The organism is Streptomyces sp. JW3 (assembly GCF_052216785.1).
Lineage (GTDB): Bacteria > Actinomycetota > Actinomycetes > Streptomycetales > Streptomycetaceae > Streptomyces.
In genome coordinates this window covers 59402-79707 of record NZ_JBQOUX010000003.1, presented here as the reverse complement: position 1 = coordinate 79707, position 20306 = coordinate 59402, and the positions used below count along the sequence as shown (strand labels likewise).

At 73.5% G+C, this 20306-nt stretch carries 26 protein-coding genes; 16 read left to right on the top strand and 10 right to left on the bottom strand.

The annotated features are described in order from the left end of the window. The first annotated feature begins 53 nt into the window (after positions 1-53). The 5 genes from ACTT8P_RS02610 (at position 54) to ACTT8P_RS02590 (ending at position 4623) form a co-directional block, all read left to right on the top strand. The gene (locus ACTT8P_RS02610; RefSeq protein ID WP_442829843.1) at positions 54-1340 is read left to right on the top strand and encodes a CAP domain-containing protein; all 1287 of its coding nucleotides are present in this window, start codon (positions 54-56) and stop codon (positions 1338-1340) included. Positions 1341-1416: 76 nt separating this feature from the next. Then, the gene (locus ACTT8P_RS02605; protein WP_442829842.1) at positions 1417-2094 is read left to right on the top strand and encodes an AIM24 family protein; all 678 of its coding nucleotides are present in this window, start codon (positions 1417-1419) and stop codon (positions 2092-2094) included. A gap of 17 nt (positions 2095-2111) precedes the next feature. Then, the gene (locus tag ACTT8P_RS02600) at positions 2112-3071 is read left to right on the top strand and encodes a threonine/serine dehydratase (protein WP_442829902.1); all 960 of its coding nucleotides are present in this window, start codon (positions 2112-2114) and stop codon (positions 3069-3071) included. 65 nt (positions 3072-3136) lie between these two features. Next, positions 3137-4114, top strand: a complete 978-nt coding sequence (locus ACTT8P_RS02595; RefSeq protein ID WP_442829841.1) for an LLM class F420-dependent oxidoreductase — start codon at positions 3137-3139, stop codon at positions 4112-4114. An 83-nt stretch (positions 4115-4197) separates the two neighbouring features. Continuing rightward, positions 4198-4623 carry an SsgA family sporulation/cell division regulator gene (locus tag ACTT8P_RS02590; RefSeq protein ID WP_442829901.1) on the top strand — a complete coding sequence of 142 codons (426 nt, stop codon included), beginning with the start codon at positions 4198-4200 and terminating at the stop codon, positions 4621-4623. A gap of 8 nt (positions 4624-4631) precedes the next feature. On the opposite strand, the gene ACTT8P_RS02585 is transcribed toward ACTT8P_RS02590, so the two are convergent. Beyond that, the gene (locus tag ACTT8P_RS02585; protein WP_442829900.1) at positions 4632-5108 is read right to left on the bottom strand and encodes a DUF6328 family protein; all 477 of its coding nucleotides are present in this window, start codon (positions 5106-5108) and stop codon (positions 4632-4634) included. Positions 5109-5289: 181 nt separating this feature from the next. Between ACTT8P_RS02585 and ACTT8P_RS02580 the strand changes: the two genes are divergently transcribed. Beyond that, complete coding sequence (locus tag ACTT8P_RS02580) at positions 5290-5634, top strand: hypothetical protein (protein WP_442829840.1); 345 nt, start codon at positions 5290-5292, stop codon at positions 5632-5634. Between the two features lie 24 nt (positions 5635-5658). Here the strand turns inward: ACTT8P_RS02580 and ACTT8P_RS02575 are convergent, their stop codons facing one another. Together ACTT8P_RS02575 and ACTT8P_RS02570 are read right to left on the bottom strand one after the other, a co-directional pair. Then, a complete protein-coding gene (locus tag ACTT8P_RS02575; protein ID WP_442829839.1) occupies positions 5659-6642 on the bottom strand; it encodes an aldo/keto reductase in 984 nt (327 codons plus the stop codon). Positions 6643-6654: 12 nt separating this feature from the next. Next, positions 6655-7875, bottom strand: a complete 1221-nt coding sequence (locus ACTT8P_RS02570) for an FAD-dependent monooxygenase (RefSeq protein WP_442829838.1) — start codon at positions 7873-7875, stop codon at positions 6655-6657. A 139-nt stretch (positions 7876-8014) separates the two neighbouring features. Between ACTT8P_RS02570 and ACTT8P_RS02565 the strand changes: the two genes are divergently transcribed. Beyond that, on the top strand, positions 8015-8464 hold the full coding sequence (locus tag ACTT8P_RS02565) for an SRPBCC family protein (RefSeq protein ID WP_361166593.1): 450 nt from the start codon (positions 8015-8017) through the stop codon (positions 8462-8464). A 12-nt stretch (positions 8465-8476) separates the two neighbouring features. Here ACTT8P_RS02565 and ACTT8P_RS02560 read toward each other — a convergent pair whose 3' ends face one another. Both ACTT8P_RS02560 and ACTT8P_RS02555 read right to left on the bottom strand, forming a co-directional pair. Continuing rightward, positions 8477-9172: a ribonuclease H family protein gene (locus ACTT8P_RS02560; RefSeq protein ID WP_442829837.1), complete on the bottom strand. Its 696-nt coding sequence runs from the start codon at positions 9170-9172 to the stop codon at positions 8477-8479. Positions 9173-9263: 91 nt separating this feature from the next. Then, a complete protein-coding gene (locus ACTT8P_RS02555; RefSeq protein WP_442829836.1) occupies positions 9264-9752 on the bottom strand; it encodes a VOC family protein in 489 nt (162 codons plus the stop codon). Positions 9753-9871: 119 nt separating this feature from the next. Here ACTT8P_RS02555 and ACTT8P_RS02550 point away from each other — a divergent pair, with 119 nt between their 5' ends. The 3 genes from ACTT8P_RS02550 (at position 9872) to ACTT8P_RS02540 (ending at position 12455) form a co-directional block, all read left to right on the top strand. Further along, positions 9872-11095 carry an epoxide hydrolase family protein gene (locus tag ACTT8P_RS02550; RefSeq protein WP_442829835.1) on the top strand — a complete coding sequence of 408 codons (1224 nt, stop codon included), beginning with the start codon at positions 9872-9874 and terminating at the stop codon, positions 11093-11095. 110 nt (positions 11096-11205) lie between these two features. Then, positions 11206-11850, top strand: coding sequence for an ATP-dependent Clp protease proteolytic subunit (locus tag ACTT8P_RS02545; RefSeq protein ID WP_442829834.1), 645 nt, complete (start codon positions 11206-11208; stop codon positions 11848-11850). Between the two features lie 2 nt (positions 11851-11852). Then, complete coding sequence (locus ACTT8P_RS02540) at positions 11853-12455, top strand: ClpP family protease (protein WP_442829899.1); 603 nt, start codon at positions 11853-11855, stop codon at positions 12453-12455. Positions 12456-12517: 62 nt separating this feature from the next. Here the strand turns inward: ACTT8P_RS02540 and ACTT8P_RS02535 are convergent, their stop codons facing one another. Beyond that, positions 12518-12907, bottom strand: coding sequence for a helix-turn-helix domain-containing protein (locus ACTT8P_RS02535; protein ID WP_442829833.1), 390 nt, complete (start codon positions 12905-12907; stop codon positions 12518-12520). A gap of 231 nt (positions 12908-13138) precedes the next feature. On the opposite strand from ACTT8P_RS02535, the gene ACTT8P_RS02530 reads away from it, so the two are divergent. After that, positions 13139-13969 carry a SigB/SigF/SigG family RNA polymerase sigma factor gene (locus ACTT8P_RS02530; RefSeq protein WP_442829898.1) on the top strand — a complete coding sequence of 277 codons (831 nt, stop codon included), beginning with the start codon at positions 13139-13141 and terminating at the stop codon, positions 13967-13969. Positions 13970-14041: 72 nt separating this feature from the next. Here ACTT8P_RS02530 and ACTT8P_RS02525 read toward each other — a convergent pair whose 3' ends face one another. Then, positions 14042-14494 (bottom strand): ATP-binding protein, encoded by a 453-nt coding sequence (locus ACTT8P_RS02525; RefSeq protein WP_442829832.1) that lies wholly within the window; start codon positions 14492-14494, stop codon positions 14042-14044. Between the two features lie 180 nt (positions 14495-14674). Here ACTT8P_RS02525 and ACTT8P_RS02520 point away from each other — a divergent pair, with 180 nt between their 5' ends. The 4 genes from ACTT8P_RS02520 (at position 14675) to ACTT8P_RS02505 (ending at position 17174) form a co-directional block, all read left to right on the top strand. Further along, positions 14675-14821 (top strand): hypothetical protein, encoded by a 147-nt coding sequence (locus ACTT8P_RS02520; RefSeq protein WP_442829831.1) that lies wholly within the window; start codon positions 14675-14677, stop codon positions 14819-14821. Continuing rightward, positions 14818-15405, top strand: coding sequence for a PRC-barrel domain-containing protein (locus ACTT8P_RS02515; RefSeq protein WP_442829830.1), 588 nt, complete (start codon positions 14818-14820; stop codon positions 15403-15405). Before ACTT8P_RS02520 ends, ACTT8P_RS02515 begins: the two co-directional genes overlap by 4 nt. Then, positions 15402-15818 carry a PRC-barrel domain-containing protein gene (locus ACTT8P_RS02510; protein WP_442829829.1) on the top strand — a complete coding sequence of 139 codons (417 nt, stop codon included), beginning with the start codon at positions 15402-15404 and terminating at the stop codon, positions 15816-15818. Before ACTT8P_RS02515 ends, ACTT8P_RS02510 begins: the two co-directional genes overlap by 4 nt. A 120-nt stretch (positions 15819-15938) precedes the next feature. Further along, positions 15939-17174, top strand: a complete 1236-nt coding sequence (locus ACTT8P_RS02505; protein WP_442829828.1) for a streptophobe family protein — start codon at positions 15939-15941, stop codon at positions 17172-17174. Positions 17175-17180: 6 nt separating this feature from the next. On the opposite strand, the gene ACTT8P_RS02500 is transcribed toward ACTT8P_RS02505, so the two are convergent. Next, a complete protein-coding gene (locus ACTT8P_RS02500; protein WP_442829827.1) occupies positions 17181-17666 on the bottom strand; it encodes a carboxymuconolactone decarboxylase family protein in 486 nt (161 codons plus the stop codon). Positions 17667-17803: 137 nt separating this feature from the next. On the opposite strand from ACTT8P_RS02500, the gene ACTT8P_RS02495 reads away from it, so the two are divergent. After that, the gene (locus ACTT8P_RS02495) at positions 17804-18697 is read left to right on the top strand and encodes an RNA polymerase sigma-70 factor (RefSeq protein WP_442829826.1); all 894 of its coding nucleotides are present in this window, start codon (positions 17804-17806) and stop codon (positions 18695-18697) included. 6 nt (positions 18698-18703) lie between these two features. Here ACTT8P_RS02495 and ACTT8P_RS02490 read toward each other — a convergent pair whose 3' ends face one another. Together ACTT8P_RS02490 and mgrA are read right to left on the bottom strand one after the other, a co-directional pair. After that, positions 18704-19114 carry a hypothetical protein gene (locus ACTT8P_RS02490; RefSeq protein ID WP_361166551.1) on the bottom strand — a complete coding sequence of 137 codons (411 nt, stop codon included), beginning with the start codon at positions 19112-19114 and terminating at the stop codon, positions 18704-18706. Positions 19115-19278: 164 nt separating this feature from the next. After that, positions 19279-20271, bottom strand: coding sequence for an L-glyceraldehyde 3-phosphate reductase (mgrA, locus tag ACTT8P_RS02485; protein ID WP_442829825.1), 993 nt, complete (start codon positions 20269-20271; stop codon positions 19279-19281). Positions 20272-20306: the final 35 nt, after the last annotated feature.

The following is a 20306-nucleotide window of genomic DNA, read 5'->3' as shown; positions in this document are numbered from 1 at the left end:
CCCGTTCTCCCTGCGCCCCCATCGGAGCGCGAGCCTGACGACAGGGCGGTGCCATGCAGGAGTTGGTCCCGGGCGGGAACGTCGCCCTGCCGGCCGGTCCCGTCCAGGTGCGGGTACCGGAGGATTTCGACGTGTCCGCGCTCGTCACCGGCGACGGCGGCAAGGTCGCCGGCGACGGCGACTTCGTCTTCTACAACCAGCCGGACGCCCCCGGCGCCCGGCTGCGCGACGGCACGCTCACCGTCGACCCGGGCGGGCTGCGGCCGGGCGCGGCCCGGGTGACGGTCGCCGTCAGCGCCGCCGCCCCGGACACCGCGCTGAGCGCGCTGCCCTCCCCCACGCTGCGCGTCACGGGCCCGGACGGCCGCGCCCTGGCCCGGTTCACCCCGCCGCGCCCGGGGCGCGAGACGGTGCTGCTGCTCGCCGAGTTCTACCGGCGCGGCGCCGGCTGGAAGCTGCGGGCCCTGGGGCAGGGCTACGCGGACGGACTGGCCGGGCTGGCCCGGGACTTCGGCGTGGACGTCGTCGACGACAGCCCCGCGGACCCCGGTGCCGGCCCGAGCGGTGACGGCGACCTGCTGCGGGCGGTCAACGCCGCCCGCGCCGCCGCCGGTTCCCCGCCCGTCGCCCTCGACGCCCGGCTGACCAGTGCGGCCCGCGCGCACGCCGCCGCGATGGCCGCGGCGGGCACCCTGAGCGTGCAGACCCGGGACGGGATCTCCGTCTACCAGCGCGCCCTGACCGCTGGATACGCGTATCTGTCCGTGGGCGAGCATCTGGTGTCCGGACCGCGCACCACGGGCGAGTTCGTCGGGTACTGCCTGGAGAGCGAGAGCACCCGCAGCATCCTGTGCGACCCGGCGCACACCCACGCCGGCCTGGCCCAGGTGGCCGGCGGGCCCTCCGGCGACACCTACTGGACCGCGCTGTGGGCCTCGCCGCTGACCGCCGCCGGGCTGGCCCGGACCGCCGCCGAGGTCGTCGACCGCACCAACCGGGAGCGCGCCGCGGCCGGACTGCGCCCGCTGGCCGCCGATTCCGTGCTCACCGCCGCGGCGCAGGCGCACAGCGCCGACATGGTGGCCCGGGACTTCTACTCCCACACCTCCCCCGACGGCGGCGGCCCCCGCGACCGGGCCGGCGCCGCCGGCGCCGCGCGGGGCACGATCGGCGAGAACATCGCCTGCGGCCAGCGTTCGCCGGGCGCGGTGGTGGAGGGCTGGATGAACAGCCCGGGGCACCGCGCCAACATCCTGAAACCCGAGTTCACCCACATCGGCGTCGGGCTGGCCGGCGGCGGCCGGGCGGGCACCTACTGGACCCAGTTGTTCGGTGGCTGACCCAGATTGATCCCGATCCGGCTCCGATCTCGCCCCGATCTTGGCGGAGGGGTCCGGTCCGGGACAGGATGCCCGCATGAAGGGTGACCTCTTTTCCAGTGAGCACATGGTCCAGCCCGCGCAGGCACCGGGCATGACCGTCGAGAACTCCAAATGCATCCGGTACACGGTGAACGGCGAGATGCTCGCCCGGCAGGGCGCGATGGTCGCCTACCGCGGCAGCCTCCAGTTCGAGCGCAAGGGCCAGGGCGTGGGCGGCATGCTCAAGCGCGCGGTCACCGGCGAGGGCCTGCCGCTGATGGCGGTGCGCGGCCAGGGCGAGGCGTGGTTCGCCCACGAGGCGCAGAACTGCTTCGTCGTGGAGGTGGACCAGGGCGACGAGTTCACCGTCAACGGCCGCAACGTGCTGTGCTTCGACGCCTCGTTGGCATACCGCATCGCCACCGTGAAGGGCGCCGGCATCAGCGGCGGCGGCCTGTTCAACAGCGTCTTCACCGGCCAGGGCCGGCTGGGCCTGGTGTGCGAGGGCACCCCGCTGGTCATCCCGGTCGCCGCGCAGTACCCGGTGTACGTCGACACGGACGCGGTGGTCGGCTGGACGGCCGGCCTCCAGACCTCCCTGCACCGCTCGCAGTCGATCGGCTCCATGCTGCGCGGCGGCTCCGGGGAGGCCGTACAGCTGATGCTCCAGGGGCAGGGGTACGTTGTGGTCCGGCCCAGCGAGACGACCCCGCAGAAGGCGCAGCAGCACTGAAAGGCACTTCCTTGAGCTTGATCGGTACCGAAGAGATCGAAGCCGCCGCGGCGCGGATCGCCGGGCATGTCCTGCGCACGCCGACGGTGCCGAGTCCCGGGCTGTCCGCACTGCTCGGCGTCCCGGTCACCGCCAAGCTGGAGCTGCTCCAGCGCACCGGCTCGTTCAAGGCGCGCGGCGCGGTGGCCAAGCTGCTGTCGCTGAGCGAGGCGGAGCGGGCCGCCGGGGTGGTCGCGGTCAGCGGCGGCAACCACGGCATCGCGCTGGCGGTGATGGCCGCCGACCTCGAGGTGAAGGCCACCGTGGTGATGCCGCGTTCGGCGCCCGCGCGTTCGGTGCGGATCGCCGAGGACGCGGGCGCCTCGGTGCGGCTGACGGACGGCATGGCCGAGGCGTTCGCGCTGGCGGCCCGGCTGGGCGAGGAGGGCCTGACCACGGTGCACCCGTTCGACGACCCCGTGGTGGTCGCCGGGCAGGGCACCGTCGGCCTGGAGTTCGCCGCCGACGCCGGTGACCTCACCGACGTCCTGGTGAGCATCGGGGGCGGCGGGCTGATCGCCGGGGTGGCGGCGGCGCTGCGGGCCGCGCGGCCGGACGTACGGGTGTGGGGTGTGGAGACGGAGGGCGCCGAGGCGATGTCGCGGGCGCTGGCGGCGGGCGGTCCGCTGCCCGTCGAGGTGTCGTCGATCGTCTCCACACTCAGCGCCCCGGCCGTCTCGCGGCTGACCTACGACCATGTGTCCGCGCTGGTCCACGAGGTGCTGGTGGTGTCCGACCGGGACGCCGTGCGGGGGTCGCTGGAGCTGGCCGAGCACGCGAAGCTGTGGACCGAGCCGGCCGCCGGCTGTCTGCTGCCCGCCGCCCGGCGGGTTGTGGAGCGGGTGGGCGACGGGGCCCGGCTGGGGCTCGTGGTGTGCGGGGGCAACGCGACGGCCACCGACATGGCGGCCTGGTCGGCCCGGTTCGCACTGGTCTGAGGGCCGCGCCCGCCGGGTCCGCTGCCGGGCCGTTTTCACCCGGCCCGGCAGGGGACCCGGCGGTTATGGTGCAAATCGGATACACGATGATGACCGAACACGCCGGCCCGCGGGAACTGGTCGGCCATCTGGTGCGGGCCGAGGAGGCGGGGTTCGACTTCTCGGTCACCTCGGACCACTACTTCCCGTGGCTGCGCTCCCAGGGACACTCCCCCTACGCGTGGAGCCTGCTGGGCGCGGCGGCTCAGGCGACCCGGCGCATCCCGCTGATGACGTACGTGACGTGTCCGACGATGCGGTACCACCCGGCGGTGGTCGCGCAGAAGGCGGCGACCATGCAGGAGCTGTCCGAGGGACGGTTCCGGCTGGGGCTGGGCTCGGGCGAGAACCTCAACGAGCACGTGGTGGGCCGGCGCTGGCCGACCGCCGACGTACGGCACGAGATGTTCCAGGAGGCCGTGGAGATCATCCGGGCGCTGTTCGACGGCGGCCACGTCAACTACCGCGGCAAGCACTTCGACGTGGAGTCCGCCAAGCTGTGGGACCTGCCCGACAGCCCGCCGCCCATCGGCATGGCCGTCTCCGGCGAGCGGTCCTGCGCGCTGGCGGGCCGGTTCGCCGACCTGGTGATCGCCACCGAGCCGAAGCCGGACCTGCTGGCCGCCTTCGACCGGCACGGCGGCGCGGGCAAGCCGCGGGTGGGCCAGCTGCCGGTGTGCTACGACCCGGACCGGGAGACCGCGATCCGGCGCGCGCACGACCAGTTCCGCTGGTTCGGCCTGGGCTGGAAGGTCAACTCCGAGCTGCCGCACCCGGATTCCTTCGCGGCGGCCACCCAGTTCGTCACACCGGACGACGTCGCCGGGTCCATCCCGTGCGGCGACGACCCGGACGCCTTCGTCGAGGCGGTGCGCCCCTACGCCGAGGCCGGGTTCACCGAGATCGCGCTGGTGCAGATCGGCGGCGAGTCCCAGCCGGCCTTCCTGGACTGGTCCGAGAAGACCCTGCTGCCGGCCCTGCGCGCGGCGCTGGGCGGCTCCTGAGCAATCACCCGGACGACGGAGCATGCTGCCCGGGGCGGGGGTACACGGACAGTTCCAGCATGTTCCTTTCCGGAGGCCCCTTCGTGAACTCCCTCGTGCACCACACGCTCGTCGTACAGCTCCAGGCGGGCGAGGCGGAGCGCTGTCCCGTCTTCGCCCACCTGGGGTACGACGCCGCGGACCCGTTCGCGCTGACCCTGACCTTCAGCCATGACGGCCACGTGCTGGCCCGCTGGGCGCTGGACCGGGAGATGGTCGCCGAGGGCCTGCTGCGCCCGGTCGGGATCGGCGACGTACGGCTGCGGCCGGTGTCGACGGAGGGGCTGGACGAGCTGCGCCTGGAGTTCCTGGGCGATCCCCGCGCCGACGGGGACCGCCATCACGCCGTGGTGTTCGCCTGGGCGCCGGCCGTCTCGGCCTTCCTGCGGGAGACGCACGCCGTCGTGGCGCCGGGCCGCGAGGAGTTCCGCGTCGACGACTTCCTGGCGGAGGTCATCGACGCGGGCTGAGCCGGGGGTCAGTCCGAGGTGTGGCGGTACCGCGTCCACAGCGGCAGCACGAACCAGCACAGCAGGTACCAGGCGACGACGCCCGCGACCAGCCAGGGCACGAAGCCGTCGTGCGTGGCGACGCGCAGGATCAGCAGCAGGGACGCGGTCGTCGTCGCGAGCAGCAGCACCAGGCCGAGCAGCGTGAGCCGGGAGGCCCAGCGCACGGCCTGGGGCTTGACCCGCCGCCCGGAGACGAGCCGGTGCAGGGAGACCGGTCCGATCAGCGCGCCGGTGGTGACGGCGCCGAGTACCACGGTGACCAGGTAGATGGTCTGGTCCGCCTCCGACAGTTCCTCGTACTTGGGCTGGAAGACGACCGTGAGCAGGAAGCCGAACAGGATCTGCACGCCCATCTGCGCGACGCGGACCTCCTGGATGAGCTCCGTCCACATCCGGTCGGCGCGCTCCTCCTCGGTCTCGTCCCGCCCCCGGCGCCTGGTCATGTCTGTCGTCGCGCCCGCGTCCGCGTCCGCCACTGGTCCTCCCGGTTGTCAGGATGTGACTGACAGCTTCCCGGGTTCTTGCGACTCAGACCCGCTTCTGACACGGTGACGTGCTGTTTGGGAGGTCCGGGCCCGGTTACACGGACGGCGACCGAAGCACCGTTCAAGGAGGTCGTGAGGGATGTCCGACACGCAGCTCACCGTGACGCTCAGCGGCGGCGGGATCGACGACGCGCGGGCGGTCGTACACGCGCTGGAGGGCGTGTTCGGGGCCCCGGACGAGCTTCCGGCGGACGACCGGGCGACGGTCCGCACCGCCACCTTCAGCTCCCCGTCGGCCCCGGACGCCGCCCCGGCAGCGCCGGCCGGCGCGCGGCTGACCGAGCCGGTGACCGTCACCGTGCAGGGCACGCCGCAGGCGGTGACGGCGGCCAGCGAGACACTGGCCCGCGCGTTCACCACCCACGACGAGGGCGCCGCCTCCGGCGACCAGGAACAGGAGCGGGAGCTGCACCTGGTGCCGTGAGTGCCGTACTCCGGCCGGGGCCGGCTACCAGCGGCCCTCCACCTGGTCCTTGATCCGCCGCTCGTACAGCTCCGTGACCGCCGCGAGGGTGGCGTCGGACAGCTCCGGCAGCGCGGCGGCCGCCGCGTTGGCGCGGGCCTGCTCGGGCGAGCGGGCACCGGGGATCACCGTGGTCACACCGGGCTGCCGGACGATCCAGCGCAGCGCCAGCTGGGCCGGGGTGTACCCCTCGGGGGCCAGCGCGGCGAACTCGGCGGCGGCCTCGACGCCGGTGGCGAAGTCGACGCCGGAAAAGGTCTCGCCCTGGTCGAAGGCCTCGCCGTGCCGGTTGAAGGTGCGGTGGTCGTCGGCGGCGAAGACGGTGTCGCGGGTGTACTTGCCGGACAGCAGACCGGAGGCGAGCGGCACTCGGGCGATGATCCCGACGCCGGCCTCGCGGGCCGCCGGGAGCACCTCGCGCAGCGGCTTCATCCGGAACGGGTTCAGGATGATCTGCACGCCGGCGACGCCCGGCCGGGCGATCGCGGTGAGCGCCTCGGCGCAGGTCTCCACGCTGACGCCGTACGCCTTGATCCGCTCCTCGGCCACCAGGGTGTCGAGGGCGTCGAACACCTCGTCGGTCGAGTAGACCGGGGTGGGCGGGCAGTGCAGCTGGACCAGGTCGAGGGTGTCGACGCCGAGGTTGCGCCGGGAGCGGTCGTTCCAGGCGCGGAAGTTGTCCAGCACGTAGTTGTGCGGGAGCTGCTCGACGCGGCGGCCCATCTTGGTGGCGACCGTGATGCCGAGGTCGGGGCGGCTCTTGATGAACGTGGCGATGGTCTGCTCGCTGCGGCCGTCGCCGTAGACGTCGGCGGTGTCGAAGAAGGTCACGCCGGCCTCGGCCGCCGCCTCCAGTACCGCCAGGGCTTCCTTGTCGTCGACGTCGCCCCAGTCGGCGCCCAGCTGCCAGGTGCCGAGTCCGATCACGGAGGCGTGCTGACCCGACCTGTCGAATGCGCGTTCTTCCATGACGTCAGTCTGTCATCCGCCGCCCCTGGTGAGGGCCCTGGTCTGGGCGGCGCGGGCCAGCTTCGGGCCGAGCCGGCGTTTGGCCCGGCGCAGCGGCGCGAGCCGGCCGGCGGCCCGGTCGAGCCGGTAGTACAGGCGGGGCGGGAGGTACGGCAGCAGGGGTGAGTGGCGCTGGCCGAGCAGGGCGAACATCTGCTCGGGCGGCAGGGCGAGGTAGCGCGGCAGGTGCTCGTAGAACCGGGCGCTGTACCGGGCGGCGCTCTGCAGCGGAAGCAGGGCGGCGCGGCGTTCGGCCGCGTAGCGGGCGAGGGCGTCCGGCACGGCGGGGCGCCCGCGCAGCGCGGCGGCCAGCGCCATGGCGTCCTCCAGGGCCAGGGTGGTGCCGGCGCCGACGGAGTAGTGGGTGGTGTGGGCCGCGTCGCCGAGCAGCACCAGGTCGCCGTGCGACCAGACGCGGTTGGTGAGGGTGCGGAAGGGCTGCCACGGCAGGACGCCGGCGCCGGTCGCGGGGCGGGCGATGAGCGGATGGCCGTCGAGGAGGCCGGCGAAGAGCTTCTCCAGCAGCACCAGCCCCTCCCCCTCGTCCGCCCCGTCCAGGCCGAGGCCGCGCCAGGTCTGGGGCGCGCACTCGACGACGCAGGTGCTGTGGCCGGGGCCGTAGCCGTAGCCGTAGGCCCAGATCCAGCCGTGGGCGGTCTCGACGAAGGCGAAGGTGAAGGCGTCGAAGACCTTGGTGGTGCCGAGCCAGAGGTAACGGTTGCGCCCGGGGCGCACCTCGGTGCCGAAGTGCCCGGCGTGCCGGGTGCGCAGGGCGCTGCCCGCGCCGTCGGCCGCGACCACCAGGTCGGCGGCGGGCAGTTGGCCCGGGGCGGTGACCTCGTGCCCGTACTCCAGCCGGACACCGAGCGCGCGGGCCCGGGCGGCGAGGATCTCCAGCAGCCGGTGCCGGCCGATGCCGTGGCCGGTGTCGCCCCGGTGACGTACCGTCAGGTCACCGATGTGGGCGACACCGTCCCGCCAGGTCACCGAGTGCGCCTCGACGGCGCGGGCCGACTCGGGGTCGTGGCGGTGCAGCCGGTCGAGCAGCGGGCGCCAGTAGGTGACGCCCCAGCCGTAGGTGGAGCCCGCCGGGTCGCGTTCGTACACGGTGACGTCGTGGTCGGGATCGTCCCGTTTCAGCAGGATCGACAGATACAGTCCGGCGGGTCCGCCACCGACGCAGGCGACTTTCATACACGCTCCCTTAAATACCGCAAAACGGTCATATGACCCGCAGGGTAACAGCGAGGTGACGGACGATCAGAAGATTCGCCGCGCGGGCGTCGGGTACCCGGGCCGTCCACCCGACGAAGGCCGAAGGAGGCAGTACCTGATGTCGCAGGTCGAGGAATCCATCGAGGTCGGCGTGCCGGTCCACACCGCCTACAACCAGTGGACCCAGTTCGAGTCGTTCCCCGAGTTCATGAGCGGGGTCGAGCGCATCGAGCAGCGCGACAGCACCTTGACGCACTGGGTGACGAAGGTCGACGGCGTCCGGCGCGAGTTCGACGCGCGGATCACCGAGCAGATCCCGGACGAGCGGGTCGCGTGGACCACGGTCGCCGGTGAGGCCGAGCAGGCGGGGGTCGTCACCTTCCACCGCCTCGACGACGGGCACACCAAGGTGATGCTCCAGATGGAGTTCCGCCCGGACGGCGTCGCCGAGAAGGTGGGTGACAAGCTGGGCGTCGTGCAGCGGCAGACCAAGGGTGACCTGGAGCGCTTCAAGCACTTCATCGAGCGGCGCGGCCAGGAGACCGGGGGCTGGCGCGGCGCGGTGTGACGCGCGCCGCCGCTACCCGGCCGCCGCCGTGCGGCACTCCGGGTGGCCCCAGCCCTGGTCGTTCTTGGCGATGGCCTCACCGGCCGCGTAGGAGCGTCCGCACAGACAGCGCCCGGCGAACTTCGCCTTGATCGTCCGCGCGGAGCCTCCGCCGCCCTTCCGGGCGGCGGGGGCTTTGCGGCGCGCGGCCTTGACCGGGGCGTCCGGGGCGGGCGGCGGCTCGGGCGAGCCCAGCGCGCTGCCCGCCGCCTCCTGGACGACGGCGGCGTGGCTGGCGGCGCGGTCCGCCCAGTCGTTGAGCCGGTCGCCGTCGACCTGGTGGGCCGGTACGTAGCGGAACTCCACCGAGCGGCCGCCGAGCAGTTCGTCGATGCGCACGACCAGTTCCTGGTTGGCGACCGGCTTGCCGGCCGAGGTCTTCCAGCCGTTGCGCTTCCAGCCGGGCAGCCAGGTGGTGACGGCCTTCATCGCGTACTGGGAGTCCATCCGGATCTCCAGCGGCACCGCCGGGTCGGTCGCCGCCAGCAGCCGCTCCAGGGCGGTGAGTTCGGCGACGTTGTTGGTGGCCCGGCCCAGCGGGCCCGCCTCCCAGCGGTCCGGGGTCTCGCTCTCGTCGGCGACGACCCAGGCCCAGGCCGCCGGGCCGGGATTGCCCTTCGAGGCCCCGTCGCACGCGGCCACAACACGTTCACGCATGGGCTCGATCATGCCATGGCCGCGAGCCGGTCCCCGGCGGGGTGCAGGGAACGTCCAGACCCTCGGCGGCTCCCCTGGGCGGGTCCGTACCTCGCTGCCCGGCTCACTCCCCGGCGAAGGCCCGCTCCAGGGCGGCGATGTCCAGTTTGCGCATCGACTCCATCGCCTTGTTGGCGCGGGCGGCCGCGGCCCGGTCGGGGCCGGAGAACATCTCCAGCAGCCGGCTCGGCACCACCTGCCAGGACACCCCGAACCGGTCCTTGACCCAGCCGCAGGGTCCCAGCTCGCCGCCGTCCTCGGTCAGCCGCTCCGAGTAGTGGTCGACCTCCTCCTGGTTCTCGCAGGTGATCTGGAAGGAGATCGCCTCGGTGAACTTGAACTGCGGTCCGCCGTTGAGCCCGACGAACTTCTGTCCGTTGGCGGTGAAGTCGACGGTGAGCACCGTGCCGACGGGGCGGTGGCCGCCCTCGGGGTAGTGGGTGATCTCGCCGACGCGGGAGTCGGAGTCCTTGAACACCGAGACGTAGTAGTGGGCGGCCTCCTCGGCCTGGTCGTCGAACCACAGGCACGTGGTGAATCCGTCGCTGGCCATCGGTACCTCCTGGGCGCGTGGAACGCGGTCATCTGTGTCGACCGGCGCGGGGCCGGAAACTCATCGGCCGCGCGGCAAACCCTTCGACCGGGGCCCGGCCCCGCGCCTACCATCCGGCCGTGCTCTCCTCCACACCCGTCGACGACGGCGCCCCCAGCCTGCTGAGCCCCTTCCGCCTCGACGTCCCGCAGCGCGATCTCGACGATCTGCACGCCCGGCTGGACCGGACCCGCTGGCCGGACCAGCCCGCCGGCGCCGGCTGGGCGTACGGGGTGGAGCGGGAGTACCTGCGGGAGCTGGTGTGGTATTGGCGCCACGACTACGACTGGCGGGCCGCCGAGGCGGAGCTGAACGCCTGGCCGCAGTTCACCACCACCATCGACGGCGCGAACGTGCACTTCGCCCACATCCGCTCCGCCGAGCCGGACGCGACCCCGCTGCTGATCACCCACGGCTGGCCGGGGTCGATCGCCGAGTTCCTCGACGTGGCCGGGCCGCTGACCGATCCGGTGGCGCACGGCGGCGACCCGGCCGACGCCTTCCACCTGGTGGTGCCGAGCGTGCCCGGGTTCGGCCTGTCGGGACCGGCGCCGGACACCGGCTGGGAGGCCGGGCGGATCGCCGACGCCTGGGCCGAGCTGATGCGGCGCGTCGGCTACCACCGGTACGGCCTCCAGGGCGGCGACTGGGGCGCGGCGATCTCCCGCGAGCTGGGGCGCGTGCACCCGGAAGAGGTGATCGGCGTCCACCTCAACCTGCTGCCGGGCGGCCAGCAGGCCACCGAGCCGACCGCCGCCGAGCTGGCCGGGCTCGGCGCCGCGGAACGGGAGCGCACCCTGCGGTCGTGGCGCCGCTGGGAGGCGTGGACCCGGGAGAGCACCGGGTACGCCGTCCAGCAGGCCACCCGGCCGCAGACCCTGGCGTACGCGCTCAACGACTCCCCCGTCGGACAGCTCGCCTGGATCGTGGAGAAGTTCGCCGAGTGGACGGACTCCCGCCGGCTGCCGGAGGAGGCGGTGGACCGCGACCGGCTGCTGACCAACGTGATGCTGTACTGGCTGACCGGCACCGCCGGTTCGTCGGCCCGCGTCTACTACGAGCGGGCGCACGCCACCGGCCGCACCGCCGCCCCCGGGGAGCCGTCCACCGCGCCGACCGCGGTCGCCTCCTTCGCCGCCGACCCGCAGATCCCGCTGCGGCACCGGGCCCGGCGCACCGAGAACCTGGTGCGGTGGACGGAGTTCGACCGGGGCGGGCACTTCGCGGCGCTGGAGCAGCCGGAGCTGCTGGTCGGCGACGTACGGGCGTTCTTCCGGCAGTTGCGGGAGGGCCGGACCGGCTGACCGCTCTGCCCTGGGCGAATCTGCCGCGGGCAGAGAAAGCCCCGGTGCGGGCGGTCCCGGGCCGACAGTGGGGGCGACGGCACCGTCCGGACGAAACCGAAGGAGCGCCGATGTCCCCACTGACCACCGCCCCTCTGCTGCCGCGAGCGGAGGAGGGCGACACCCCGCCGAGCCGGTTCGACGACCACCTCGCCGCGCAGTTGCTCGCCCAGCGCATCGTCGTGCTGGGCACCCAGGTCGACGAGGTCTCCGCGAACCGGATCTGCGCCCAGTTGCTGATCCTGTCCGCGGAGGACCCGCGCACCGACATCAGCCTGTACATCAACAGCCCCGGCGGCTCGGTCCACGCCGGGCTCGCCATCTACGACACGATGCGGCTGATCCCCAACGACGTCGCCACGCTCGCCATGGGGTTCGCCGCCAGCATGGGGCAGTTCCTGCTCAGCGTGGGCGCCGCGGGCAAGCGGTACGCGCTGCCCAACGCGCGGATCATGATGCACCAGCCGTCGGCGGGCATCGGCGGCACCACCGCGGACATCGAGATCCAGGCGGACAACCTGGAGTTCACCAAGCGGACCATCGAACGCATCACCGCCGAGCACACCGGCCAGGCACCGGAGACGATCTCGCGGGACGGCGACCGGGACCGCTGGTTCACGGCCGAGGAGGCCAAGGAGTACGGGATGGTGGACCGGGTGGTGGAGTCCCTCACGGACGTCCGCCCGGCCGCGACGCGGCGACGGATGGGGCTGTGACCATGGGGACGTACACCATTCCGAACGTCGTGGAGCGGACCCCGCAGGGCGAGCGGTCCTACGACGTGTTCAGCCGGCTGCTGGCGGAGCGGATCATCTTCCTCGGCACCGAGATCGACGACGGCGTGGCCAACGTCGTCATCGCGCAACTCCTGCACCTGGAGTCGTCGGCACCGGAGAGCGAGATCTCGATCTACCTCAACTCCCCCGGCGGCTCGTTCACCTCGCTGATGGCGATCTACGACACCATGACGTTCGTACAGGCGCCGATCTCGACGTTCTGCGTCGGTCAGGCGGCCTCCACGGCGGCGGTGCTGCTGGCCGGCGGCGACCCCGGGCGGCGGTTCGTGCTGGAGCACGCGCGGGTGCTGCTCGGCCAGCCGGCCAGCGGGGGCCGCCAGGGCACGGTCTCCGACCTGGCGCTCCAGGCCAAGGAGATGGTCCGGATCCGCGCCCAGGTGGAGGAGGTGCTGGCCCGGCACACCGGCCGCGAGGCCGCCGCGCTGCGCGCGGACATGGACCGCGACAAGGTGTTCACGGCCCAGGAGGCGGTGGCGTACGGGCTGGCCGACGAGGTGCTCAGCCGGCGGCTGGTGCGGACCTGAGCCGGCGGCGGTCCGGTGCGGGGAGGCGGGGCGCCGCGCAGGGGGCGCCCCGCCCCGTCCTGTCACGCCGCCAGGCAGAGCCCGTCATGACGGGAACCGGCGCGGCCGGCGGCCGGGCGGTGGGCGGTGACTCGGGTGAGTTCGCCGTGGGCCCGGGTCAGCAGGTCGCCGAGGCCGAGGCCGAGCGCCCGGGCGGCGGCCGCGAGCACCTCCGAGGAGGCTTCCTTCCGGCCGCGTTCCACCTCGGAGAGGTACGGCATGGAGATCCGGGCCGCCTCCGCCACCTCCTTCAGCGTCCGTTGCTGGGCGAGGCGTTCCCGTCGCAGTACGTCGCCGACCAGGTCGCGCCAGAGCGGCTCCCGGGGCGCGGGGGCCGGGCGCGCGGCGTGCGGGCGCCCGAGATGCGGACGCAGGGGGACGACCCGGGCTTCGTCAGGTGTTTGGCTGCTCACCTCCCCAGCCTAGGAGCGGCCCGCGGCGGCGGAAGGGCCCGGCGTTCCGCCCTGAGGGAAATCGGGGTCCGCCCGGCGTCCGCGCCGCTGACGTGTGGGCGGGCGGCGGCGCGGATATCCTGAGCGGGCGGTACCGGGTCACTTGGGCGGCATGTGCTCGCCTGACCTGGGGATCCGCACCGCCGGAAGGATTCTGGGAGGCGTCGAGACGTGACTTTCGTGGCAGAGGCGATGGACACCGCCGTGATCCGGCCGAAGACCGTGGACGGTCGTTCGGTGGCGCCGCGCGACGCGCGGGAGCTGTCCCGTCAGTTCTTCCAGCGGCTGTCCGTACTCGAGGAGGGCACTCGCGAGTACCAGTACGCGCGGGGCACCCTGATCGAGATGAACATGTCGCTGGTGCGGTTCGCCGCCGGCCGGTTCCGGGGCCGCGGCGACGACATGGAGGACGTCGTCCAGACCGGGATGATCGGTCTGATCAAGGCCATCGACCGGTTCGAGCTGTCGCGCGAGGTGGAGTTCACCTCCTTCGCGCTGCCGTACATCGTCGGCGAGATCAAACGGTTCTTCCGTGACACCACCTGGGCGGTGCACGTGCCCAGGCGGCTCCAGGAACTCCGTGTCGAGCTGGCCAAGGCCCGGGAGGAGCTGTCCAGCCGGCTGGACCGCGAGCCGACCGTCGCCGAGCTGGCCACGCTGATGAACATCGGCGAGGACCAGGTGATCGAGGGCCAGATCGCCGCCAACGGGTACCACTCCTCGTCGCTGGACGCCGCGCTCACCGGCGACGGCCCCGAGGGCGGCGAGTCGGTGCTGGCCGACTTCATCGGCGTGGAGGAGGAGGGGCTGCGGCTCGTCGAGGACTTCCACACCCTGGCGCCGCTGATGGCCGAACTCAGCGAACGCGACCGGCAGATCCTGCACCTGCGGTTCGTGGAGGAGGCCACCCAGGCGGAGATCGGCGAACGGCTCGGCTGCACGCAGATGCACGTCTCCCGGCTGATCAAGCGGATCATCGCCCGGCTGCGCGCGGGCATGCTGGGCGAACTCGACCACGCCTGAGCCACGGGACACGCGCACCGCGTGACATGACGGGGCGCACGGCGGGAGACCACCGTGCGCCTCGCGGTGCGGTCAGTCGGTGAGCGGTACGACCGCGCGGACCCGCTTGCCGACCGGCACCCGTTCCACGACGAGTTCGTCGGCCAGCGCGTGCACGATCTCCAGTCCGTGCCGCCCGATCCGCTCCGGGTCGCGGGGAAAGCGTTTGGGCACCGCTGCGCTGCTGTCGTAGACGGACACCGTCACCGACTTGTCGGTGCCTTCCAGCTCCAGGATGTACGGGCCCTGGCTGTGCCGGTCGGCGTTGGTGACCAGCTCACTGACCACCAGGAGCACGGCACCGTCGGCGGGGCGGCCGATCGTGGCGCACCACTCGGTCCTCAGCTGCTGGAGGAAGAGCGACGCGAAGGAGCGCGCCTCGGCGATGCATCCCGGCTCGCCGGTGTAGTGTGCCGCCCGCCGTAGCGGTTCCACGGGCACGTCGAAACCAGTCGGTATCACTGCCCCGTCCAGGTGGTCGATCATGCGTTTCTCTCTCGGAAGCCGGACTGGCCGGACGCTGCTGCACCAGTCCTGGTACCCCGCTGTCGGCCGTGCATGTCACCTCATTCTCACTGCGGGCATTGTCACAGCCGCGCGGGGCACCCGGACAGTGACCCCGGCCGATCGCGGGCGGTGCCCGGGGCGGAGTCCGGGAGGTGGACCGTGGCCTGGTGGACGTGGCTCGTCGTGGTGGTCGCGGTGCTGGTCGCCGTGGGGCTGCTGACCCTGGCGGTACAGGCCCGGCGGCGGTCCGGCACGGTCGTCGCGGTGCGGCCCGGGCACCGGCCCGGCGGGAAGGGCGTGCGATGAACGAGCTGATGGCCGCGCGGAGTCTGACCACCCGGCCGGTGGTGACCCTGGGCGGGGACGCGGTGGCGCAGGTCAAGGACACCGTCTTCGACGCGGAGGCCGGCCGGATCACGGGGTTCACGCTCAGTGGCCGGGGCCTGCTGTCGGGTCCGCTGCGGCAGAGCCTGCCCTGGCCCGCGGTGCACGCGCTGGGCCATGACGCGGTGCTGATCCGCGACCGGCGGGAGCTGGCGGCGACCGCCGCCGTGGTGGCCCGCCGGGAGGCGACGCAGGGCCGGGTGCTGGGGGCGCGGGTACTGACCGACACGGGCACCGACGTCGGCACGGTGCTCGACGTGGTGGTGGAGGGCGGTGGCAGCGGCCGGGTGGTCGGCTTCCGGGTGGCCGCGAGCAAGGCCCTCGCGCCGGGGTCCAGACGCCGGCGGCGCCAGGTCTATGTGCCGCGCGGCGAGACGCTCGCCGTGTCCGGCCGGGCGCTCGTCCTGCCCGCGGACGCCGTCCGGCATGTCGTCAGCGGTCTCGACGAGCTGGCCGCGCTGGCGGCCGGCGGTCCCCCGGAACCCCGGAAGGGACACCCGTCATGACGCTGTTCTCCGAGATACACGGCCTGCCGGTGCTCACCCTGGCCGACGCGGCGGAGCTGGGCACCGTGACCTCGCTGGCCGTGGACGCCGCCGCGGGCACGGTCACCCACCTGAGGGTCCGCGGCCGGCGCCCGCGCCGGGAGACGGTACTGCCGTGGGCGGCGCTGCACGCCGTGGGGCCGGACGCCGTCCTGGTCCGGTCGGCCGGCCCGGCCGGCCCGGTGCCGCCGCACGACCCGGTGGACAGCCGGGTGCTGACGGACGCCGGTGACGAGGCGGGCACGGTCCGGGACCTGGTCTTCGATCCGGACACCGGCCGGGTACTGCGGGTGGTCACGGCCTACGGGGACATACCGGCCGACCGGCTGCTGGGCCTCGGCGACTACGCCCTGGTGGTCCGGGCCGCCGCCTGACGCTCCGCGCCGGCCGGCGGCCGGTGACTCGGTGCGGCCCGCCCGGCGGGCGAGTGACACCCCGCGCGTCACCCGGTGGGCCCGGACCCCCGGCACCGGGGCGCCGCATAGCGTGCCGGAATGAGTCCGCGAACCCCCTCCGGGGCCGGCTGGGCGGCCGCCCTCGGCACCGTGCTGGCCGCGCTGGCCGCCCTGTTCCTGGTCGCCGCGCTCGGCCTGTGGGCGGCCGGCGCGGCGGACCTGCCCGACGGCGCGTTCGGGCCGGTCCTCGCGGCGGTCGTCGTCGCCGCGCTGGGCGGCGCGCCGGAGCTGACCGGGGACGCCGGGGAACTGGCCGGCGGCACGGCCGGGCTCACCGTGATGCCGCTGTCGGTCACCCTGGCCGGGGCGCTGGTGCTGGGCCGGGGCTTCCAGCGGCCGCTGCGGCACCGCACGGTGGCCGACGGGCCCGCGCTGGCCCGCTGGGCCGGGCGGATCGCCGTGCTGTGGCTGCTCGCCCTGCTCGCCCTGGCCTTCGCCGCCCGGCACACCTTCGAGGTGTCCCTCGGCGAGGGACTGCTGGACGACCTCGGTGACCTGTTCGGCGTCTCCCCCACCGTCGGCTTCACCACGGACGTGCCGCTGTCGGTGCTGTTCGGCCTGCTGTGGCTGGCGGGTGTCCTGCTGGTGGCGCTGCTGGTGGCGCCCGTGGCCCCGCTGCCGGGCCGGCTCGCGCGGCTCGGGTCGGCCGCGCGGCCGGCGGCGTACGCCATGGTCGTGCTGCTGCTCGCCTGTGTCGCGGCCGGTGCCGTCGTCGCGCTGGTCGTCGCGGCCACCCGGGGGCATCCGGCGCGGACCTTCGCCGTGCTGCTGCTCGCCCTGCCCAACCTGGTGTGGCCGGCGCTGACGGTCGGGATGGGCGGCACCTGGCACGGGCGGGTGGACGGACCGTTCGGGCTGCCGCTGCCGCGCGTCCTGGACCAGGTGCTGCGCACCCCGGACGTCTCGACCGTGAACCTGGGGACGCTCACCGAGCAGGACGGCCGGGCCTGGTGGCTGCTGGTGGCCGCCGCGCTGCTGCTGCCGGCCGCCGGCCGCCTGCTGGCGGCGCGGTCCCCGGCCGCCACCCCGGCCTGGCACAACGCCGTCCGGCTGGCCGTCGCGCTGGTGCTGACGGTGCTGATGATCGGCCTGGTCGCCCGGGTCCGCGCCCAGTACGGCCTGTCGGTGCCGGGCGTCGGCGGCCTGGGCGGCGGGCCGGCGGGGGAACTGTTCCTGCGGCCGCGGTGGTGGACCCTGCTCGGCCCGGCGGTGGGGTGGGGGCTGGCCGCCGGGTTCCTCGGCACCCTGCTCGCGCGCCTGGGAACCCGGCGGTAGCGACGGTCAGCCGAAGGCCGCGGCGAACGCCCCGGGCTGGTAGGAACCGCCCTTCTGGTGCGTGATCACGGCCAGCCGGTTGGCCGCGTTGATCAGCGCGACCACGCAGACCAGCGCCGCCGTCCGGTCGTCGTCGTAGTACTCGCGCACCTGCTCCCAGGTCTCGTCGGACACCCCCTGGTGGGCGTCGGCGAGCCGGGTGCCCTCCTCGGTGAGGGCCAGCGCGGCCCGTTCGGCCTCGGTGAAGACGGTGGACTCGCGCCAGGTGGCGACCAGGCTGAGCCGTACCGCGCTCTCCCCGGCCGCCGCGGCCTCCTTGACGTGCATGTCGACGCAGTGGCCGCAGCCGTTGATCTGGCTGGCGCGCAGCGCCATCAGTTCCTGCGTGGACTTGGGCAGCGGCGACTGCTGGAGCACCAGCGCGGTGCCGGCGAACCGCTTGGCGAACTTGGCCGCGATCTCGTTCTCGAACAGGTTGAACCGGGCTTCCATGGTGTCGTCCTCACTCGTGTTCGTACGTCGGATGCCCACAGGACGCCGCCGCCGCGGGCCGTGTGACATGGCGCGAATGTGACGAGCGCCACGGACCGCGGCTGTCACAGAACCGGCGCGCCCGGCGTCCCGGGTACGTGACGACAGAACACGGCGACCGCGCCACCGAGGCGTTCGTCGCCCACCGCAACCTGCTGTTCACCGTGGCCTACGAGATGCTCGGCTCGGCCGCCGACGCGGAGGACGTGCTCCAGGAGACCTGGCTGCGCTGGTCCGGCGTCGACCTCGCCGAGGTGCGCGAACCGCGGGCGTACCTGGTCCGGATCACCACCCGGCAGGCGCTGAGCCGGCTGCGCGCGCTGGGCCGGCGCAAGGAGTCCTACGTCGGTTCCTGGCTGCCCGAGCCGCTGCTGACCACACCGGACGTGGCCGAGGACGTCGAACTGGCGGACAGCGTCTCGATGGCCGTGCTGCTGGTGCTGGAGACCCTGGCGCCCGTGGAGCGGGCCGTGTTCGTGCTGCGCGAGGTGTTCGCCCTCGGGTACGACGAGATCGCCGACGCCGTCGGCAAGAGCCCGGCGGCGGTCCGGCAGATCGGACACCGGGCCCGCGCCCATGTCGCGGCCCGCCGGCCGCGCGGGACCGTCTCCGCCGCCGACACCCGGGACGCGCTCGCCGCGTTCCGGCGGGCGGTCGAGACCGGCGATCTTCAGGGGCTGCTCGACATCCTCGCGCCGGACGTGGTGCTGCTGGGCGACGGCGGCGGGGTGCGGCAGGCCGTCCTGCGGCCGATCACGGGCGCCGGCAAGGTGGCCCGGCTGCTGATCGCCGGCCTGGGCCGGGTGGCCACCGCGGCCGCGCTGCGCCCGGCGCAGGTCAACGGGCACCCGGCACTGGTCGTCCGGCTCGACGGCGAGCTGGACACCGTGGTGGCGGTGCGTGTCGACGACGGTCTGATCACCGGTCTGTACGCGGTGCGCAACCCCGAGAAGCTGTCGCACATGGAGCGGGAAACCGCCCTGCGCCGGTGACGCCGTTCAGGCGACGGGCACCACCAGCGCCGGGCCGGTGCGCTGCATGCGCAGGGCGTCCACCGACTCGGCGAGCAGTTCGTACTCGGTGGTCTCGTCGCTGGTGGCCACCCGCACCAGCCGTCCGGCGGCCAGTTCCTCGCCGACCAGTTCCTGTTGCACCACGTCGGCGCACCAGGCGCGCAGCGCCAGCGGGACGTCCGGGGCGTCGTCGGCCACCGGGGTCAGGGCGCCGCGCGGCAGGTGCGGCCGGTCGGGCTGCGGATCGAGCCGCTCGGCGATCCAGGAGGCCCGGTCGCGCAGCCACCACAGGGCGAGGGCGAGGGTGGGGGCCCGGTAGGTTCCCAGCGGGACGCCGATCCGCCGCCCGTCACAGACTCCGTACGCGGTGACATGGCACAGGAACTCGTCGTGCACGTCTCCCCTCCCCCGTCGCATGGGTCGTGCGCTGTGGGTGAGGGCGCTGTCGCGTGGCGTGATGCGCCCTAGGAGTTGAGTATGTTCACCGCTGAACCACTGTCACCATGCCTTTCCGGCCAGTCTCTTGGCATATTCACCGGTTCGACTGGCCGGAAGTTTTCCTACGCCTTGACGAGTTCGTCGATCCGGGCCAGTTCGTCGGCGTCGAAGTCCAGGTTGCCGACGGCGGCGACGCTGTCCGCCAGCTGCTCCGGGCTGCTCGCGCCGACCAGCGCGGAGGTCACCCGGCCGCCGCGCAGCACCCAGGCCAGCGCCATCTGCGCCAGGGACTGGCCGCGGGACGTGGCGAGCGCGTCGAGTTCGCGCAGCTTGCCGACCAGGTCCTCGGTGACCGCGTCCGAGTTCAGGAACGGGCTGTCGCTCGCCGCCCGGGAGTCCTCCGGGATGCCGTTGAGGTACCGGCCGGTCAGCAGGCCCTGCTCCAGCGGGGAGTAGGCGATGGAGCCGACGTTCAGCTCGTCGAGGGCGTCCAGCAGGCCCTCGCTCTCCGGGCGCCGGTCGAGCATCGAGTAGCGCGGCTGGTGGATCAGCAGCGGCGTGCCCAGGTCGGCCAGGATCCGCGCGGCCTCGCGGGTCTGCTCCGCCGAGTAGTTGGAGACACCGACGTAGAGCGCCTTGCCCTGCTGCACCGCCGAGTGCAGGGCGCCCATCGTCTCCTCCAGCGGAGTGTCCGGGTCGGGGCGGTGCGAGTAGAAGATGTCGACGTACTCCAGGCCCATCCGCTTCAGGCTCTGGTCCAGGGAGGACAGCAGGTACTTGCGCGAGCCCCACTCGCCGTACGGGCCGGGCCACATCAGGTAACCGGCCTTGGTGGAGATCACCAGTTCGTCGCGGTACGGCGCGAAGTCGGCCGTCAGTGCCTCGCCGAGGGCGGACTCGGCGGCGCCGGGCGGCGGGCCGTAGTTGTTGGCCAGGTCGAAGTGGGTGACACCGAGGTCGAAGGCGCGGCGCAGGATGGCGCGCTGGGTCTCGACCGGGCGGTCCGGGCCGAAGTTGTGCCACAGGCCGAGCGAGAGCGCGGGGAGCTTGAGGCCGCTGCGGCCGGTGCGCCGGTAGGGCAGGGTCGCGTAGCGGTCGGGGGGTGCGGTGTACAACGCGTCTCCAGAGAAAGCCGGGGGTGTGCTGCGAG

Excerpts from the sequence above, each read along its gene's own strand:
- ACTT8P_RS02610 (WP_442829843.1), top strand. The coding sequence starts at position 54 with ATGCAGGAGTTGGTCCCGGGCGGGAACGTCGCCCTGCCGGCCGGTCCC.
- ACTT8P_RS02605 (WP_442829842.1), top strand. The coding sequence starts at position 1,417 with ATGAAGGGTGACCTCTTTTCCAGTGAGCACATGGTCCAGCCCGCGCAG.
- ACTT8P_RS02595 (WP_442829841.1), top strand. The coding sequence starts at position 3,137 with ATGGTGCAAATCGGATACACGATGATGACCGAACACGCCGGCCCGCGG.
- ACTT8P_RS02585 (WP_442829900.1), bottom strand. The coding sequence starts at position 5,108 with ATGACCAGGCGCCGGGGGCGGGACGAGACCGAGGAGGAGCGCGCCGAC.
- ACTT8P_RS02580 (WP_442829840.1), top strand. The coding sequence starts at position 5,290 with ATGTCCGACACGCAGCTCACCGTGACGCTCAGCGGCGGCGGGATCGAC.
- ACTT8P_RS02575 (WP_442829839.1), bottom strand. The coding sequence starts at position 6,642 with ATGGAAGAACGCGCATTCGACAGGTCGGGTCAGCACGCCTCCGTGATC.
- ACTT8P_RS02570 (WP_442829838.1), bottom strand. The coding sequence starts at position 7,875 with ATGAAAGTCGCCTGCGTCGGTGGCGGACCCGCCGGACTGTATCTGTCG.
- ACTT8P_RS02565 (WP_361166593.1), top strand. The coding sequence starts at position 8,015 with ATGTCGCAGGTCGAGGAATCCATCGAGGTCGGCGTGCCGGTCCACACC.
- ACTT8P_RS02560 (WP_442829837.1), bottom strand. The coding sequence starts at position 9,172 with ATGATCGAGCCCATGCGTGAACGTGTTGTGGCCGCGTGCGACGGGGCC.
- ACTT8P_RS02555 (WP_442829836.1), bottom strand. The coding sequence starts at position 9,752 with ATGGCCAGCGACGGATTCACCACGTGCCTGTGGTTCGACGACCAGGCC.
- ACTT8P_RS02545 (WP_442829834.1), top strand. The coding sequence starts at position 11,206 with ATGTCCCCACTGACCACCGCCCCTCTGCTGCCGCGAGCGGAGGAGGGC.
- ACTT8P_RS02540 (WP_442829899.1), top strand. The coding sequence starts at position 11,853 with ATGGGGACGTACACCATTCCGAACGTCGTGGAGCGGACCCCGCAGGGC.
- ACTT8P_RS02530 (WP_442829898.1), top strand. The coding sequence starts at position 13,139 with ATGGACACCGCCGTGATCCGGCCGAAGACCGTGGACGGTCGTTCGGTG.
- ACTT8P_RS02525 (WP_442829832.1), bottom strand. The coding sequence starts at position 14,494 with ATGATCGACCACCTGGACGGGGCAGTGATACCGACTGGTTTCGACGTG.
- ACTT8P_RS02515 (WP_442829830.1), top strand. The coding sequence starts at position 14,818 with ATGAACGAGCTGATGGCCGCGCGGAGTCTGACCACCCGGCCGGTGGTG.
- ACTT8P_RS02510 (WP_442829829.1), top strand. The coding sequence starts at position 15,402 with ATGACGCTGTTCTCCGAGATACACGGCCTGCCGGTGCTCACCCTGGCC.
- ACTT8P_RS02505 (WP_442829828.1), top strand. The coding sequence starts at position 15,939 with ATGAGTCCGCGAACCCCCTCCGGGGCCGGCTGGGCGGCCGCCCTCGGC.
- ACTT8P_RS02500 (WP_442829827.1), bottom strand. The coding sequence starts at position 17,666 with ATGGAAGCCCGGTTCAACCTGTTCGAGAACGAGATCGCGGCCAAGTTC.